Annotated in this window: 14 protein-coding genes; 7 read left to right on the top strand and 7 right to left on the bottom strand. The window is 70.8% G+C overall.

Annotation, left to right across the window (positions count from 1 at the left end; translation table 11 throughout):
* Positions 1-25 precede the first annotated feature (25 nt).
* The 3 genes from ACIBVN_RS05885 to ACIBVN_RS05875 all read left to right on the top strand — a co-directional run bounded on the left by ACIBVN_RS05885 (position 26) and on the right by ACIBVN_RS05875 (position 3122).
* Positions 26-571, top strand: a complete 546-nt coding sequence (locus ACIBVN_RS05885; protein WP_397133108.1) for a cupin domain-containing protein — start codon at positions 26-28, stop codon at positions 569-571.
* 78 nt (positions 572-649) lie between these two features.
* The gene (locus tag ACIBVN_RS05880; protein WP_397133106.1) at positions 650-1522 is read left to right on the top strand and encodes a UTP--glucose-1-phosphate uridylyltransferase; all 873 of its coding nucleotides are present in this window, start codon (positions 650-652) and stop codon (positions 1520-1522) included.
* Positions 1523-1583: 61 nt separating this feature from the next.
* Entirely contained in the window at positions 1584-3122 is a 1539-nt protein-coding gene (locus tag ACIBVN_RS05875; protein ID WP_397133104.1) for an aldehyde dehydrogenase family protein, read from the top strand.
* 67 nt (positions 3123-3189) lie between these two features.
* Here ACIBVN_RS05875 and glnII read toward each other — a convergent pair whose 3' ends face one another.
* The 3 genes from glnII to ACIBVN_RS05860 all read right to left on the bottom strand — a co-directional run bounded on the left by glnII (position 3190) and on the right by ACIBVN_RS05860 (position 8052).
* Entirely contained in the window at positions 3190-4209 is a 1020-nt protein-coding gene (gene glnII, locus ACIBVN_RS05870; RefSeq protein ID WP_397133102.1) for a glutamine synthetase, read from the bottom strand.
* Positions 4210-4364: 155 nt separating this feature from the next.
* Positions 4365-7361, bottom strand: coding sequence for an AAA family ATPase (locus tag ACIBVN_RS05865; protein WP_397133100.1), 2997 nt, complete (start codon positions 7359-7361; stop codon positions 4365-4367).
* A gap of 10 nt (positions 7362-7371) precedes the next feature.
* Complete coding sequence (locus ACIBVN_RS05860; protein ID WP_397133098.1) at positions 7372-8052, bottom strand: hypothetical protein; 681 nt, start codon at positions 8050-8052, stop codon at positions 7372-7374.
* Between the two features lie 261 nt (positions 8053-8313).
* Between ACIBVN_RS05860 and ACIBVN_RS05855 the strand changes: the two genes are divergently transcribed.
* On the top strand, positions 8314-8649 hold the full coding sequence (locus ACIBVN_RS05855) for a carboxymuconolactone decarboxylase family protein (protein ID WP_397133096.1): 336 nt from the start codon (positions 8314-8316) through the stop codon (positions 8647-8649).
* On the opposite strand, the gene ACIBVN_RS05850 is transcribed toward ACIBVN_RS05855, so the two are convergent.
* A complete protein-coding gene (locus ACIBVN_RS05850) occupies positions 8609-9754 on the bottom strand; it encodes a PQQ-dependent sugar dehydrogenase (RefSeq protein WP_397133094.1) in 1146 nt (381 codons plus the stop codon). The genes ACIBVN_RS05855 and ACIBVN_RS05850 overlap by 41 nt on opposite strands.
* 34 nt (positions 9755-9788) lie before the next feature.
* Between ACIBVN_RS05850 and ACIBVN_RS05845 the strand changes: the two genes are divergently transcribed.
* Positions 9789-10538, top strand: coding sequence for an SDR family NAD(P)-dependent oxidoreductase (locus ACIBVN_RS05845; RefSeq protein WP_397133092.1), 750 nt, complete (start codon positions 9789-9791; stop codon positions 10536-10538).
* 121 nt (positions 10539-10659) lie between these two features.
* Here ACIBVN_RS05845 and ACIBVN_RS05840 read toward each other — a convergent pair whose 3' ends face one another.
* Positions 10660-11868: an ABC transporter ATP-binding protein gene (locus ACIBVN_RS05840; protein ID WP_397133090.1), complete on the bottom strand. Its 1209-nt coding sequence runs from the start codon at positions 11866-11868 to the stop codon at positions 10660-10662.
* A 180-nt stretch (positions 11869-12048) separates the two neighbouring features.
* On the opposite strand from ACIBVN_RS05840, the gene ACIBVN_RS05835 reads away from it, so the two are divergent.
* Positions 12049-13107 carry a LacI family DNA-binding transcriptional regulator gene (locus ACIBVN_RS05835; protein WP_397133088.1) on the top strand — a complete coding sequence of 353 codons (1059 nt, stop codon included), beginning with the start codon at positions 12049-12051 and terminating at the stop codon, positions 13105-13107.
* Positions 13108-13113: 6 nt separating this feature from the next.
* On the opposite strand, the gene ACIBVN_RS05830 is transcribed toward ACIBVN_RS05835, so the two are convergent.
* Positions 13114-13407, bottom strand: coding sequence for a hypothetical protein (locus ACIBVN_RS05830; protein ID WP_397133086.1), 294 nt, complete (start codon positions 13405-13407; stop codon positions 13114-13116).
* Positions 13404-14180 carry an SDR family oxidoreductase gene (locus ACIBVN_RS05825; RefSeq protein ID WP_397133084.1) on the bottom strand — a complete coding sequence of 259 codons (777 nt, stop codon included), beginning with the start codon at positions 14178-14180 and terminating at the stop codon, positions 13404-13406. The genes ACIBVN_RS05830 and ACIBVN_RS05825 overlap by 4 nt, the downstream gene beginning before the upstream one ends.
* A gap of 71 nt (positions 14181-14251) precedes the next feature.
* Between ACIBVN_RS05825 and ACIBVN_RS05820 the strand changes: the two genes are divergently transcribed.
* Positions 14252-16951 carry a LuxR C-terminal-related transcriptional regulator gene (locus ACIBVN_RS05820; protein WP_397133082.1) on the top strand — a complete coding sequence of 900 codons (2700 nt, stop codon included), beginning with the start codon at positions 14252-14254 and terminating at the stop codon, positions 16949-16951.

Below are 16951 nucleotides of genomic sequence, written 5' to 3'. Positions count from 1 at the left end.
GATTTATTGGCATAAACTGTGCCAAGTGGAGCTGCGCACGTACCCCGACGGCCCGTCCATAGAGGTGTCCGACGAGGCGGCGGCCCTCGCCAGCCCGCTCGGCGGGCAGCTCGTCCTGGACGGCAACCGCTTCCTGCGCAGAGACGTCACGGGCGCCCCTGTGGCGTTCGTCGAGCGCCCGCCCATCGCCGAGGCCCTCGACCTGCTCCCCCACCCCGAAGGCGGCTGGTTCAGGGAGACGTGGAGGACGGCGGTCACGTTCCAGCCGGACGGGTACGCGGGACCGCGGGCCAGTGCCACCGGCATCTACTTCCTGCTGAACCCTGGCGAGCAGTCGGTGCCGCACATGGTCAGGTCGGACGAGGTCTGGCTGTGGCACCGCGGCGGCCCGCTGAGCCTGACGATCGGCGACTCCACGCTCACGCTCGGGCCGCTCGTGGAGGAGGGCCAGGTGCCGCAGGCGGTCGTGCCCGGCGGCGTATGGCAGTCGGCCCGCCCTGCCTCCGACGAGCCGGTGCTGGTGAGCTGCATCGTGTCACCGGGCTTCGACTACGCCGACTTCACGGCCTAGCAAGGCGTCGTCGCGAACGGCTGAGGTAACGTCGGCTCTCTCCCCGCACGATCAAGCCGCTCGATCAAGGAGAGACCCATGGTCCACAAAGCCGTCATCCCGGTGGCCGGTCTCGGCACCCGGCTGCTGCCGCTGACCAGGGCGCTGCCCAAGGAGATGTTGCCGATCGGCGACAAGCCCGTCATCGAGCACACCATCCGCGAGCTCGTGGACTCCGGCATCGACGAGATCACCATCGTCACCTCACCCCGCAAGGACCTCATCCAGCGGCACTTCGCCCCCGACGCCGACCTCGAGCTGCAGCTGCGCGCCGCCGGCAAGGACGATCTGGCCGACGCGGTCGCGGAGCTGTCGTCGCTGGCCCACATCACGTACCTGTACCAGAACGGCCCGTACGGCAACGGCACCCCCGTGCTCAACGCCGCCCGCGTCATCGGCGACGAGCCGTTCATGGTGCTGTGGGCCGACGACGTGTTCGTGGCCGAGGTGCCCAGGGCCAAGCAGCTCAAGGCCGCGTACGAGGCCACAGGGGCACCCGTGCTGGCCCTGATGCCGATGGCGGTCGAGGACGCGTCGCGCTACGGCGTGCCGATCGTCAAGGAGGACCTCGGCGGCGGCCGGCTGCTGATCTCCGGGCTGGTGGAGAAGCCGTCCCCCGAGGAGGCCCCCTCGCGCTACGCCGCCATCGGCGGGTACGTCGTCACCCCCGGCGTCGTCGAGGAGCTCCAGGAGCAGACGCGCAGGTGGCACCAGAACCCGCAGGGCGAGATCTACCTCACCGACGCCCTGCACAGGCACGCCGCCGGCCACCCGGTGTACGGGCAGGTCATCGACGGCACCTGGTGGGACACGGGCTCGCCGCTCAACTACCTCAAGGCCCAGTTCGCCGCCGCGCTCGCGCACCCGGAGCACGGCCCCGAGCTGCGCAGGCTCGCCCTGGAGAGCGGCTGACGCCTTGGGTTTCTTCCGGCGAGATGATTGTCTGAGCGAAAGAACTACGAGGAGGGCACCGGTGAGCCGTCAGATCGTTTCCATAGTGGGTGGCAAGGAGGCGGGCACCACCGCCACGTACGAGTCGACCAACCCCGCGCGCACCGGCGAGATCGTGGCCCACGTCGGTCTGGCCGACGCCGGCACGTTCGCCGCCGCCTGCCGCGCCGCCAAGGAGGCCCAGCGCGAGTGGGCCAAGGTGCCCGCGCCCGTGCGCGGCCGGGTGATCGCCTCCATCGGGCGGCTGGTCGAGGCCAACGCCGAGCGGCTGGCCCACCTGGTGACCGAGGAGATCGGCAAGCCGTACGCCGAGGCTCTGGGCGAGGTGCGGGAGATCGTGGACACGTGCGACTTCTTCCTCGGCGAGGGCCGCAGGTTGTACGGGCAGACGGTCCCGTCGGAGATGCCGGACAAGAACCTGTTCACGTTCCGGAACCCCATCGGCGTGGCGGCGGTCGTCACCGCGGGCAACTTCCCGGTCGCCGTGCCCTCGTGGTATCTGGTCCCGGCGCTGCTCTGCGGCAACGCCGTCGTCTGGAAGCCCGCCGAGTACGCCGCCGCCTCCGCGCACGCCATGTTCCAGCTCTTCGTGGCCGCCGGGCTGCCCGACGGCGTGCTGAACATCGTCTTCGCCGACGGCGCCGAGACGTTCAAGGGCCTGGAGCAGGCTCTTGAGGAGGGAAGCGTGCAGAAGGTCGGGTTCACCGGCTCCAGCGAGGTGGGCAGGAAGATCGGCGAGCTGACCGGGCGGCACCTGCAGTCGGCCTGCCTGGAGCTGGGCGGCAAGAACCCGATGGTGATCATGCCGGACGCCGACCTCGACCTGGCCGTCGAGGGCGCGCTGTTCTCGGGCTTCGGCACGGCGGGCCAGCGCTGCACGAGCCTGGGCACGGTGATCGTGCATGAGAGCGTGCACGACGAGTTCGTCGAGCGGTTCGCGCGGGCGGTGCGCGAGGCGCGGATCGGTCACCCGGAGCAGGAGGTGCTGGCGGGCCCGCTGCTCGACCAGAAGTTCGCCGACCGGTACGAGGAGTTCCTGACCTGGATCCAGCCCCACCACAAGGTCGTGTCCGGAAATATCGGGAAAATCACGAAGGACAACCCGCACGGCGACTTCGACGGCGAGCAGGGCCTCTACTACCACCCGGTCGTCGTGGACGGCGTGCAGCCCACCGACCGCCTGTTCCTGGAGGAGACGTTCGGCCCGATCGTCGGCGTGACCACGTTCACGACCCTCGACGAGGCCATCGAGCTGGCCAACCTGCCCGGCTACGGCCTGTCGAGCTCCATCTACACCACCGACCCGCAGCACGCCTTCCGCTTCCGCGAGGGCATCTCGGCGGGCATGGTCAGCGTCAACAACTCCACCTCGGGCGCCGAGGCCCACCTCCCGTTCGGCGGCAACGGCAAGTCAGGCAACGGCAGCCGCCAGTCGGGCATGTGGGTGCTCGACCAGTTCACCCGCTGGCAGGCGATGAACTGGGACCATTCGGGCCGCCTGCAGAAAGCCCAGATGGATGTCGCGGAAATCGAGCCCGATCTGGCCTTCCGCCTGCCATAATCGTCTTGTCTCGATGCAAGAACGGGCCCCTCGGAGACGAGGGGCCCGTTCGTTTTCCGAGCGAGGGTCAGACCTGGCCGGCCTTCTCCAGGGCCGCGCAGCAGGTGTTCACCAGCAGGCGGGTGACCACGTACGGGTCGACGTTGGCGTTCGGGCGGCGGTCCTCGATGTAGCCCTTCTTCTCCACCTCGACCTGCCACGGGATGCGCACGGACGCGCCACGGTCGGACACGCCGTAGCTGTACTTGTTCCACGGGGCGGTCTCGTGGGCGCCGGTCAGGCGGCTCTCGACGCCCGCGCCGTACTGCGTGATGTGCTCCATCGGCTTGTCGCCCTCACCGAGCGCCTCGCAGGCGGTGATGATGGCGTCGTAGCCCTCGCGCATGGCCTTGGTCGAGAAGTTGGTGTGCGCGCCGGCGCCGTTCCAGTCGCCGCGGGCGGGCTTGGCGTCGAGCGTGGCCTCCACGCCGAACTCCTCGGCCGTGCGGTAGAGCAGCCAGCGGGCCACCCACAGGTGGTCGGCGACCTCGAGCGGGCCGGCCGGGCCGACCTGGAACTCCCACTGGCCGGGCATGACCTCGGCGTTGATGCCGGAGATCGCCAGACCGGCGGCGAGGCAGCGGTCGAGGTGCAGCTCGACGATCTCGCGGCCGAAGATGGCGTCGGCGCCGACACCGCAGTAGTACGGGCCCTGCGGGGCGGGGAAGCCGCCCTCGGGGAAGCCGAGCGGACGGCTGCCCTTGAAGAAGGTGTACTCCTGCTCGATGCCGAACCAGGAGTCCTGCTCGGCGTACTTCTCGGCGATCGGGCGGAGCAGGGCGCGGGTGTTGCTGACGTGCGCGTCACCGTTGATCTCCTCGACCTCGGAGAGGACGAGGACGTTGTCACCGCCGCGGATCGGGTCGGGGCAGACGAACACCGGACGGAGCACGCGGTCCGACGAGTGGCCCTCGGCCTGGTTGGTGCTGGAGCCGTCGAAGCCCCAGACCGGCGGCTCGGCGCCGTCGGCGAGGATCTTCGTCTTCGAGCGCAGCAGAGCGGTCGGCTCCGTGCCGTCGATCCAGATGTACTCAGCCTTGTAGCTCACGGCGGTCCTTTTCTCGGGGTGTTACACAGCCACGCCGAGTCTTACGGACAGCCGTTTCCCGATTTTTGCCCATATGTGAACGCCGTGTTAATCAGGCCAGATCTGTGTTAACGCTCGACGACGATGACGGGGTGCTGTGGCACCCCGTCATTCTTTCAGGTACGGCCCTCCGTGCCGTTGCCGTCGTAGCCCAGCAGGCGCATGGCCGTGTCCGGGTCCATCGCCGCGGCCAGGAGCTGGGCCCGGGCGTGGGCCTGGTCGCGTTCGCGTTCGGCCTTGGCCTGCGCGGCGCGTACCCCCCTGATCGCGACGAGCGCGAGCCCAGCGCCCACGATCACCGCGACGACCACGACGAACAGCAGGAGCAGCAGCCCGGGCGAGGCCACGGCCGAGGCCGTCGCGTTCGGGCCGCCGCCCGCCACCGTGCCCGTCACCGCGAGCGCCGCGATGATGGCCAGCGCCACCAGCCCCAGCAGGCTCGCGACGACCAGCCAGACCCGGCCCGCGCGCCGGCGCGGGGCGGGAGACGGGGCGGAGGGCGGTGCGGAAGACGGGGCGGGCGTCCCCACGACGACGGGCCGCGCGGGCGGAGTCACCGCCGCCCACGGCACGAACTCGGGCCGGTCGGACGGCTCGGCGTGCCCGCCCTGCGCGGCAGGAGCGGTGGCAGGAGCGGTGGCCGCCGCGGGCGGCGCCTGGATCACCGGGGTCGGCGGCGCCGTCAGCTGGACGGCCTTGACGCCGGGACCGCCGTAGGAGACCGGCGGCAGCTCCACCGGCTCCTCCGCCGGTCCTGGGAGGTCCCGCTCGATGTGGCTGTGCTCCTTGTGCGCCCTGGCCGCGTCGCGATGGTAGTCCTCCAGCTCCTGGTAGAGCTCGTCGGAAGCGTAGATCGTCCCGTCGATGAGCGGGCCGGGCTCCCTACGGATGATCGCCACCACGTCGTCGCCGTTGAGCGTCTTGTGCGTCTCCAGCGCGTGCGCCACGCAGAGCACCTCCCTGCGGTGCTCCTGCAGCAGCTCCTCGGTCTTCTCCAGCAGCCGCACCAGGTTGAACTCGATCCGCTCCCCCAGCACGTCGGGGGTCAGGTCGGGCTCGCGCCTGACCGGCTCCCTGTCGGTGATGCCGATGGCGCCGCCGCCGCCGGGGCGGGACTTGCGCACCGCCTTGCCGCCCATGATCTCCAGCTCCTGGAGCGCGGGCAGCGAGGTGACTCCGGAGCCCATGCCCCAGTACGACTCCATCATGGCGGTCAGGTACGTGGCTGAGTACAGGTCGCCGGAGACCCCGGAGGAGTTGTCCTCGCCGAAGAACATCCGCTCGCCGGCCAGCGAGGCCAGGGAGACCATGATGTCGGCCTCGTGCTCGGACTTCCACCTGGTGAACTGGTCCTCCGGCTTGATCGAGGCGACCATGCCCAGGTAGTCGGCGCCCTTCTCGATCGTGGCGATGTCGATCTCGAGGTGGAAGCGGGTCACGTACGCCACCACGGCGTGGCAGGCCTCGTGCACGGCCACGGCGTGCCGCTCGCGCTCGATGTACTCGACGTCCTCGGGCGGGCCGAGCTGCTTGAGCCGCTTGGCCCGCAGCACGTCCGACCAGGTGATGACCTCGCGGCCGTCCCTGATCGCGGTGATCAGGGACTCGTTGACCAGGTCCTTGATCGTGGCGCCGGTGGCGTACGGGGTGATGGTGGCCAGCTTGTCGATCTGCTCGGGGGTCAGCTCGTGCCACACCTTGTCGAAATAGCCCTGGTACGTACGCACCCGGCCCGCCTTGGACGGGTAGCCGACCTTGTAGATGCGGTCGATGCGGCCCGGCCGCAGCAGCGCCTCGTCGAGCGCGTCGGGCCGGTTCGTGGCCATCATGACGAGGATGCGGTACTTGGGCGGCGGCTTGGGCCGCATGCCGAGCAGCCGTCGTACGAGCCGGTTGAAGAACCCGCGCGGCTTCTTGAGCCCGGACAGCTCGGTGAGCAGCGCCTGCAGCGTGCCGGGGTCGCCGCTGTTCATCATGCCGCCGCCCATGATGAAGCGGTTGCGCCGCCCCGGCTCCTCACCGGCGTCGCGGGCGCCGCGGAAGGCCAGCACCTGGCGGGTCTCCTCGGACAGGTAGTTGAGCCCGTGGCAGCCGTTGAAGCCCGACAGCCCGGAGAAGCCGCCCTGCCCGGGCGGCCCCTGCTGGGCGAGCCGGCCGCGCTTGCCGAGGGAATCGGCCTCGTCGAAGAAGACGATCACGCCGCCGTACCTGAGCGCCAGTTTGCGCAGCTTCCTGAACAGCGACTTGACCTTCAGGATGCCGATGCCCATGAACATGTTCGTGAACGCGCCCGGATCCACGAACACGTACGGCTTGCCGGTCTCGCCGGCCACGGCCTCGGCCATGAGGGTCTTGCCGGTGCCCGGCGGCCCCCACAGCAGCAGGCCGCTGGGGACGTACCCGCCGCGCCGCTCGATCTCGTCGGGCCGCTCCAGGAAGACGATGTTCTCGCGGACGCGCTCGACCACGTGGTCCTGCCCCCACACGTCGTGGAAGCGGGTCTTGATGTCGTCGGGGAAGTACGTCTCCACGCCGCCTCTGGACAGGAACCAGAACAGGCCCACGAACTGGATGATGATCACGAAGAACAGGAAGATGATCTGGATCAGGAACGGCATCGCCTGCCAGAGCAGCGCCGGCGCCTGCATCACCGCCACGAACGGGCTGACGTCCATGACCGCGCCCAGCACCAGCGCGATCAGCACGACGAAGAAGGTCACTTTGAGCGCCCGCGAGAGGCGGTATCTCGTCCAGTCGTCGAAGCGGCGGTGCGTCCAGCGCTCGAAGCCGCCGAAGACCTTCTGGCTCCAGAAGCGGTGGTAGGCCGACCAGTGCTCGCTGACCAAGAAGTGCAGCTGCCGCACGACCTCCACGCCCAGCAGCCAGAAGATCCACTGGTACGCGTTCGCGATCACCAGTGCGGCCTCGTGGAACATGACGATGCCCTGGAAGTCGGCCATCACCTTCCACGTGAGGATGAGGTAGGCGAGCACCAGGGCGATGAGGAACTTGCTCCGGTCCCAGAACTGCATCTTCTTCCTGGTCACGGATTCGGGATCGGAGGGCCCGCTGCCAGGGGCACGCAGCCCCTCGTGGTGAACGGTCGTGGTCAATGGTGCTCCCTCATCCAGGCAGCCGGAGCAGCTTGAACGTACTCTCGATCTTGTCGAACTCGGCGGCGCGCTTCCTGAAGCAGATGGACTGGCAGCCGATGAGCATGACGGAGACCGTGGCGCCCTTCTCGTCGAGGATGGCGGTGTGGTCGAACGTCTGGACGTCGTTGCCGATCTGGTAGTTGAAGCGGACCCGGACCCCTCTGGCGCCGTCGTCCAGGGTCAGCACCTCGTCCTTGAGGAGTTCGAAGTTCCGGAACATCGGCGGCTGGCCCGTCGCCATGGCCTGCTGCGCGTAGAGCTCGCGCACCTGGCTCGTCACCGGCAGCACGAAGTCGCGCAGCCGGTTGAGCGAGATCGCGTCCCGCTGCTCCTCGGTGAGCTGGTGCACGGTGGCGTAGACGAACGGCTCCGCCGAGCCGAGCAGGTGGTTGACCGACGGCTCCGCGGACTGGTCGAAGGCCGTCGACCAGACCCGCTGGGCCCGGAGCAGGGCCGCCTCCGAGTTCGGGTGGTCGCCGGACAGGTACAGCTCGATGGGCTGGGCGTTGAGCTGCGTGAACGAGTACGGCACCTTGAAGTAGGTGGTGCCGGCCTTGTCACGTACGTAGTGGAAATCGGGCTGTCCGACGCACGCGGACAGCATCAGGACCGCGACCGTGACCGCGATCAAACCCCGTGCCGTTTTCACCAGGGCTTACCTCCGCTTTACGGACCAACGGAGTTGTTGTGCCCGCTTTCAGGCGGAATGAGCCCAGCGCACGGTTAAAAATCTTGACCAAATCTTGGCCGTGCATTGGCTTTACTTGTTACAGATCGACTACGGCCGGGTATCGGCGGTGTCGCGCTCCGTGACATGGGGCTACTACAACGTTCATGCAACCCCCATTGGTTCAACTCAGGAAGTAGCGAAAGATATGAGGATCCCTTCCGACCGCCCCGGGAGCGCACAATGTCAGAGCCCGCGATGGAGACCGTCGATTCTTTCGGCATGACTGCGGAGCGGCAGTTCGCCGACGTCTGGTCGAGGCCGGCCCTGTCGATGAGGGAGCGCCGCCTGATCCTGCTCGGGCTGCTCGTCGGCCAGGGACTCCACGAGCAGACGGACGTCCAGCTCGACGCCGCGCTGCGGACCGGCGAGCTCACCGAGACCGAGCTGCGCGAGGTGGTCGTCTTCCTCACCCACTACGCGGGCTGGGCCCGGGGCAGCCAGCTGAACGACCAGGTCGAGAAGCTGATCGAGCGGGTCAGGAAGGCTCGATCCGATAGAGAGGGCCCCTCAGGCTGAGCGCGTACAGCTCGCCGTCGTGGCCCTCGCCGAACGACGAGAGCTGCTCGACCTTCCCGACCTCGGCCGCGTCCGCCGGCCGGTCGGCGCGCGCGGCCTTGATCCATCCGGCGCAGAAGTCGCCGTAGAGGAACCGGCCCCGCAGCCAGGGGATCTTCTTGCCGCGGTAGACGTGTCCGGCGATGACCGAGCAGTTGCCGCCCTCGTTCAGCGGGTAGACGATCGCCGGATCTGCCATCCCGCGCTCCTTCGCGCCCCGGTAGCGGCTCTTGCCCTCGCGGGCGTTCCAGCCGTAGTTGTCGCCGCCCCGCGACCCCGCCGGCTGGTGGTCGACCTCCTCCCACGCGTTCTGGCCGACGTCGCCGATCCACAGATCGCCGGTGTCGCGGTCGAAGCTGAACCGCCAGGGGTTGCGCAGCCCGTAGGCCCATATTTCCGGCTTGGCGCCTTCCTGGCCGACGAACGGGTTGTCCTCGGGCACCTTGTACGGCCGGCCGCCGCGCGGATCGATGCGCAGGATCTTGCCGAGCCAGGTCTTCAGGCTCTGGCCGTTGCCGTGGGGGTCGCCGGCGCTGCCGCCGTCGCCGAGGGCTATGTAGAGGTGGCCGTCGGGCCCGAACGCGAGCTGGCCGCCGTTGTGGTTGGCGTACGGCTGCTCCTGGGTCAGCACGTCGCGCCTGCCCGTGGCCTTCGTGCCGTCGAAGGCCCACTCGGTGACGTGGGTGTCGCCCTGCGCGTCGGTCCAGTCGAGGTAGACCCAGCGGCCTGAGGGATGGAACGCCACGCCGAGCAGGCCCTGCTCGTTGCCGCCGCTCACCTCGCGGGACAGGTCGATCACCGTGTCGCCGTCGGAGGTGCGCAGCCTGCCGGTCTGCTCGGCGACGTAGAGCCGGTCGTCGCCCTTGCGCACGGCGAAGGCCACCGGCTGCTCCAGTCTTGCGATCTCCTTGAACCGCAGCTCGCCACGCTCCGGCGGTGTCGTCTCCGCCGGCTCCGGCGTCACGGTGACGCTCGACTCCGGGGTGTGCGGGGCAGGCGGGGGCCGCTCGCCGGTGCAGGCGGGGAGGGCCACGAGGAGGAGGGCCACGGCCACGACGCGTCGCACGACGCCCATCCTCGCACGGCGCTAGGGTTCAGGCATGCCAACCGCATTGATCACCGGCCCGGCCACCGGCATCGGCGCCGCCTTCGCCCGGCGCCTGGCCGCCGACGGCTTCTCGCTCGTCCTGGTCTCCCGTGACGAGCGCCGGCTCTCCGAGAGCGCCGGCCAGCTCAAGCTCAGGTACGGGGTGGCCGCCGAGGTGCTGCCCGCCGACCTGGGCACCGAGGAGGGGCTCGCCAGGGTCGAGTCCAGGATCGGCGACGGCGTCGACCTGCTGGTGAACAACGCCGGGTTCGGACACGCGGACCGCTTCCCCGAGGTGCCCGTCGAGGACGAGGCACGCATGCTCAGGGTGCACTGCGAGGCCGTGCTCAGGCTGACGCTGGCCGCGCTGCCCGGCATGAGGGAGCGTGACCGGGGCGCGATCGTCAACGTGGCGTCCGTGGCGGCGTTCTTCACGCGGGGCACCTACAGCGCGTCGAAGGCGTGGGTGGTGAACTTCAGCGAGTCCGCCGCGAACGAGGTGGGAAACCCGCGCATCAAGATCATGGCGCTCTGCCCCGGCTTCGTGCGGACCGAGTTCCACCAGCGGGCCTCGATGGACACCTCGGGGATCCCCCAGTTCCTGTGGCTGAAGGCCGACGACGTGGTGCGGGAGGCGATGCGCGACCTGGCGCTGGGCAAGCGGGTGTCCGTGCCCGACCTGCGCTACAAGGCCATCGTCGCGCTCGGCAAGTTCGTGCCGCGCAGCCTGCAGTCCCGCGTGTCGGCGGGCATCGGCCGCTGAGTCCGTAGTCCGTACCGGGGAGTGCGCACAGGAACGGGCCCCCGCCGCGGGAGGGGGTCGCGGTGGGGGCCCGAGCGGCCGTGAGCTGGGCTCACGACCGGGAACCAGGAGACAGTGGCGGCTAGCGGTTGGCCTCGTGGCCGATCGCCAGGCCGCTGGTCGGGTCGAAGAAGTGCAGGTTGTGCGTGTCGACGACCAGGTCGATGTTCTGGCCGGGACGGACGTGGCTGCGGGCGTTGACCCGGGCGGTCCACAGGGACTTGTCGCCCACCAGCGGCAGCGCCGCCTCGTCGTCGTCGTTGTCCTGAGCGGCCGTGGTGTCGGCGTGCTCGACCGGCGGGGCGTCGATCAGGAACAGCACGTTGATCTCGGAGCCCAGCTCCTCGGTGACCTCCGCCTTGACCGGCAGCGTGGCCCAGCCGTTGGCGTGGTTGCCGGCGGAGGCGGCGTCCTCGAAGTCCGACGGGCGGATGCCGAGGATGATCTTCTTGCCGATGTACTGGTCGAGGCCCGGCTTGTCGGAGAAGGTCGAGTCGGGGATCGGCAGCTTGATGTCGGCGAAGGTGACGGCGGCGCCGCCGTCGCGGACGAGCTCGGCGGTGACGAAGTTCATCGAGGGCGAGCCCATGAACCCGGCCACGAAGAGGTTGACCGGCTTGTCGAACAGGTTCTGCGGGGTGTCGACCTGCTGCAGCAGACCGTCGCGCAGCACGCAGACGCGGTCGCCGAGGGTCATGGCCTCGACCTGGTCGTGGGTGACGTACACGGTGGTGACGCCGAGGCGCTCGTGCAGGGTGTTGAGCGAGGCGCGCATGGAGACGCGGAGCTTGGCGTCGAGGTTGGACAGCGGCTCGTCCATGAGGAAGGCCTGCGGCTCACGCACGATGGCGCGGCCCATGGCGACACGCTGGCGCTGACCACCGGAGAGAGCGGCCGGCTTGCGCTTGAGGTACGTCTCCAGGCCGAGCATCTTGGCGGCCTCGTTGACGCGCTTCTGGATCTCCGGCTTGGGCATCTTGCGGAGCTTGAGGCCGAAGGCGAGGTTCTCCTCGACCGTCATGTGGGGGTAGAGCGCGTAGTTCTGGAAGACCATCGCGATGTCACGGTCCTTGGGCGGCAGGTGGTTGACCACCTTGTCGCCGATGGCGATCTCGCCGCCACTGATGTCCTCGAGGCCCGCGATCATCCGGAGAGCGGTCGACTTACCGCAACCGGAAGGGCCGACCAGCACCATGAACTCGCCATCCTTGATCTCAAGGTTGAGCCCGTTCACAGCCTTTACGCCACCGGCGTAGACCTTGTCGACGTTCGTCAGAACGATGGATGCCATGACATTCCTTCGCGCTCCAGGGCGGGGGTGCCCGGATGTTGTTGCCGTGACCCACTCACGTGGATACGTTTTCAAGCATCTCACCCGAAACGGACATCGGTGTCAAGGGTTGCCGCGTGACCAGCCGTTGTCGATTCGGGAGTCTTCCGATTTTCCGGAAACCATGATGGAATCGTTTCCATGGACAAGCGGGCGACCATCAAGGACGTGGCCGAGGCGGCGGGTGTGGGCGTCGCGACCGTGTCCCGGGTGCTGTCGGGCGGCTCGGCCAGCCCGGCGACCAGGGAGCGCGTCCTGGCCGTCGCCGCCCAGCTCGACTACCGCCCCAGCGCCCTGGGGCGCAACCTGCGCCAACGCCGCACGGGCGGCATGGGGCTGCTCGTCCCCGACCTGACCGACACCTTCTACGGCCAGCTGGCGGAGGGCGTGCTCGCCTGCGCCCGATCGGCCGGCGAGCCCGTCATGCTCGGCTCCACGGGCGGCGACCCCGAGCAGGAGGCCGACCTGATCGGCATGCTGCTGGAGCAGAGCGTGGACCGCCTGATAGCGGTGCCGTCGGGGGACGCGGAGACCTGGGCCCCCGCGATCCGCGCGGGCATGACGGTGGTCTTCGCCGACCGCCTCCCGGTCCAGCCGTCCCACGACGATGCCGGGGCGGCGGCCATCGCCGACCTCATGGCCCTCGACGGCCTCTCCCCCGCCCCGCAGACCCGCCCGCTGGACGTGCCCGCCGTGGTGGCGGACGACCGGGCCGGCATCCGCACGGCCGTGCGCTACCTGCGCGGCCTGGGTCACAAGCGCATCGCGTTCCTCGGCGGGCCGGGACACGACCGCCGGGTGGCCGCGTTCAGGGAGGCGGTGGGGTCGCCGGTGGACGAGGAGCTGGTCGTGTTCGGCACCGGCAGCCGCGACTCCGCCTACGCCGCCGCCTCGGGCCTGTTCCAGAGCCGCCCCGACCTGTCCGCCGTGGTCGCCGGGGGCAACGTGCTCGGGGAGGCGGCGGTGCTGGCGGCCAGGGAGCTGGACCTGCGGGTGCCGAGGGACGTGTCGCTGGTGATGTACGACGACGTGCCCTGGGCCGAGCTGTGCTCCCCGCCCCTGACGGTGATCGCCCAGCCGGGGAGGGACATGGGCTACCGGGCGGCTGAGCTCGTGCTCCGGGCGGGCGGCCGGAGGCCGCGGAGCGTGGTCCTGCCGACGGAGCTCATCATCAGGGGCAGCTGCGGCCCACGCCGGTGACCGGGGTCAGCGGTCGAACCACCGTGCCGCCGGCGGCGTGAGCAGCGGGATGACGACCGCCAGCGGGAGGAGCACGCTCAGGGAGAGCAGGCTGGTCCAGCCGAAGTCGCCGTCGATCGCGACAAGCGTGAGGTGAGCGCCGACCGAGGCCACCTCGATGGCGACGACGCCCCAGCGCACCGGCTTCCTCCGCGACATCCAGCGGGAGAGCGACCAACCCTCGAGCGCCGTGATGGCGCCCTGAGGGAGCAGCGGCAGGATGGCCGCCGAGCTGGGTTCCAGAACGCAGCACCCGATCACGAGACCCAGCGGCGGAACCCTCCCTCGGAGTTGATCACCTGCCCGGTGATCCACGCCGCCTCGTCGGAGGCGAGCCAGCGGACCAGCCGGGCCACCTCCTCCGGCTGCCCCCAACGGCCCGCCGGCAGTGCCCGGCCGACGTGCCGGGTGAGCTCGGGATCGGCCCAGCCGGTGTCGACCGGTCCCGGGTTGACCGTGTTGACGGTGATGCCCCGATCCGCGAGCGCGTCGGCCAGGCTGGCCGTCATCTGCTGGATCGCGCCCTTGCTGATCGCGTACGGCAGCTCGTCCGGCATCGGGGCCAGATGCTGGCCGGAGGTGAACAGGATCACCCTGCCGCCCGGACGCCGGTCGTCGTGCTGGGCCGCGAACGCCTGCGTGAGCAGCGCGCTGGCCCGGGCGTTCACGGCCCACGACAGGTCCAGCTCGGCGGCCGTCAGCTCTTCCAGCGACTGCCTGCAGCTGCGCGCGTGGTTGGCGACCAGCACGTCCACGTGCCCGAACCTGGCGACCGCCTGCTCCATCACCCACGCCGGCGCCGCCGGATCGGCGAAGTCCGCCTCGACGTGGTGCAGACGCTCGCCGACGCCGCCCAGGGATTCGAGCACGCCGTCCATGCCCGCGGGATCGCTGCCCCACGGCTGCTCGGCGTCGTGCGGGGTCCACGACTGCACCAGCACTTGGGCACCGGTCGCGAGCAGCTCTCGCGCGATGGCGTAGCCGATGCCGATCCGCCTGCTCACCCCGGTCACCACGGCAACCCTCGACTCCATCCGATCATCTTTCCGGATGGCCGGTTCCCGCGTCGAAGGGTTTTCCTGCGCCGGCAATACAGTGTTCTGTTGTGCTTTACGGCAGAACGGCGGAAATCGCCGCACTCGACGACGTGATCGCCCGGGCGCTCGACGGCCGGGGGGCCGCTCTGGTGCTGCGCGGCGAGGCGGGCGTGGGCAAGACGGCGCTGCTGGATCTGGCGGCCGCACGGGGCGGGGCCATGCGGGTGCTGAGGACCACCGGCGTGGAGCCGGAGTCGGACCTGGCGTTCGCAGCGCTGCACCAGTTGCTGCGGCCGGTGGTGGGCCTGCTGGACACGCTGCCGGAGCCGCAGCGCGAGGCCGTGCGCGGCGCGCTCGGGCTGGCGGCGTCCGGCGACCGGTTCCTGCTGGCGGCCGGGGTGCTGTCGCTGCTGGCCGAGGCGGCGGTGCCGGACGGGCTGATCTGCGTGGTCGACGACTTCCAGTGGGTGGACCGGGCGTCGGCCGACGCGCTGCTGTTCGCGGCCAGGCGGCTGGGCGCCGAGCGCGTCGCGATGCTGCTCGCCGTACGCGGGGACGCGCCGGTGAAGGGCCTGCCGTCGGTGAACGTCGGCGGCCTGGACGACGCCGCTGCCACCGAGCTCCTCTCGGCGCAGGCCACGACGGGCGGCGGCGCCGGGCGGGAGGAGGCCGGCAGGGCGGTCTCGGAGCGGGTCAGGCGCGACCTCGTCGGGCTGACCGGGGGCAATCCCCTGGCCCTGCGCGAGACGGTCAGGCGGATGACGCCCGGACAGCTCGCGGGGCGCGAGCCGCTCCCCGACCCGCTGCCCGGCGGGAGGCAGCTCTTCGGCGAACAGGTGGCCGCGCTGTCCGGACCGGCGCGGCTGCTGGCCCTCGTGGCCGCCGTCGAAGGCGATCTCGATCTCGTGCTCCGCGCCGCCGACCGGCTGGGCACGAGCCGGACGGCGCTGAGCGAGCTGGAGGCCGCCGGACTGGCGACGGTCTCGGGTGCACACGTACGTTTCCGCCACCCCCTCATCCGATCGGCGGTGTACGAAAGCGCGGCCCCCGCCACCCGCCGGGAGGCGCACGCGGCCCTGGCGGAGCTGACGGACGGCGACCGCCGGGCCTGGCACCTGGCCGGGGCCGCCCTCGGCCCTGACGAGGTCGTCGCCGCCGCGCTGGCCGAGAGCGCGACGCGGGCCCGCGACCGCGGAGGCTACGGCGACGCCGCCACCGCCCTCGCCAGGGCCGCCGAGCTCACCCCCGCGCCTGCCACCCGAGCAGGACGCCTCAAGGACGCCGCCGTGAACGCCTGGCTCGGCGGCCGGCCGGGCCAGGCGGAGTCGCTGCTGGCCGAGGCGCGCGAGCACGCGGGCTCGAGCACCGCGCTGGCGATGGAGCTCGCCCAGCTGCGTGGCCGGTTCGAGCTCAATTCCGGCGACGCCGCCGAGGCCGTGCGGATCCTGCGGGCGGGCGAGAGCCTGGGCATGCTGGCCGACGCGGCGGAGGCGGCCTCGTACGTGGGAGACACGGCGGCCATCGTGGAGATCGGGCGGCGGGCGGCGGCGTTCCCCGAGGGCTTCCTGCGCGACGTGCTCGTGGGGATCGGCGCGATGCTCGACGGCACCGGCGGGCACGAGCTGCTCAGGCGGGCGCTCGGGCAGGTGGCCGAGCTGGGCGAGCCGGCGGAGTTCATGTGGGCGTCGGCGGCGGCCAGCTATCTGGGCGAGGCCGACCTGGCGGCCGAGCTGATCGAGCGGGCCGGGCGGCTCGCCAGGATGTCGGGGATGGTGGGACAGCTTCCCGTGGTGCTGGAGTTCGTGGCCACGGCGGAGCGGATCGCCGGACGGCTGGCCGAGAGCCAGGCGATCGCGGAGGAGGGGCTCGAGCTGGCCCGCGAGGCCGGATACACCAACACGGTGGCGGCGCACCTGGCCAACCTCGCGGTCGTGGCGGCGCTGCGCGGCGAGGAGGAGGCCTGCCGCCGGTATGCCCAGGACGCGCTGGCCATCGCCATCCCCCATCGGGTGGGCATGCGCGCAGGGACGGCCGCGTACGCGCTGGCCATGCTCGATCTGGGCCTCGGCCGGTACGCCGCGGCGCACGAGCGCTTCACCGCGATCGCAGCCGCCGGTCCCGGGGCCGGGAATCCGAGCGTGGTGTGGCGTTCGACGCCCGACCGCATCGAGGCCGCCGTGGGCGCGGGCGACCCGGACGCGGCGAAGGCGGCGCTGGAGGCGTACGAGCGCTGGTCGGCGCACGCGGGCACGCCGGAGGCTCGCGCGCTCCTCGCCCGCTGCCGCGCGCTGGCGGCGGACGGCGCCGATGACGGGGCGCCGGCCGCCTTCGAGGAGGCGTTGCGGCTGCACGCCAACCCCTTCGAGTCGGCCAGGACCGGGCTGTTGCTGGGCGAGCGGCTGCGCCGGGCGCACCGGCCAGGGGAGGCACGCGGGCACCTGCGGGCGGCGTACGAGACGTTCCAGCGGGCGGGCGCGGAGCCGTGGGCACGGCGGGCGCAGAGCGAGCTGCGGGCGGCGGGCGAGAGCGCGCAGGCTCCGCACAACGCGGCGCTCGACGCGCTGACGCCCCAGGAGCTGCGGATCGCGGGCCTGGTCGCGGACGGCCTGTCCAGCAAGGAGATCGCCGCCCAGCTCTTCCTCAGCCCCCGGACGGTCGAGTACCACCTGTACAAGATCTACCCGAAGCTCGGCATCGGGACCCGTACTGAACTGGCGCGCCTAGTAGTTCTACGGAAGGCGCCAGTGGCTTCCCAGGACATGCTTTGA

The sequence above is a fragment of the Nonomuraea sp. NPDC049400 genome, assembly GCF_044466425.1.
GTDB lineage: Bacteria > Actinomycetota > Actinomycetes > Streptosporangiales > Streptosporangiaceae > Nonomuraea.
This window is presented reverse-complemented; position numbering and strand designations above follow the sequence as displayed.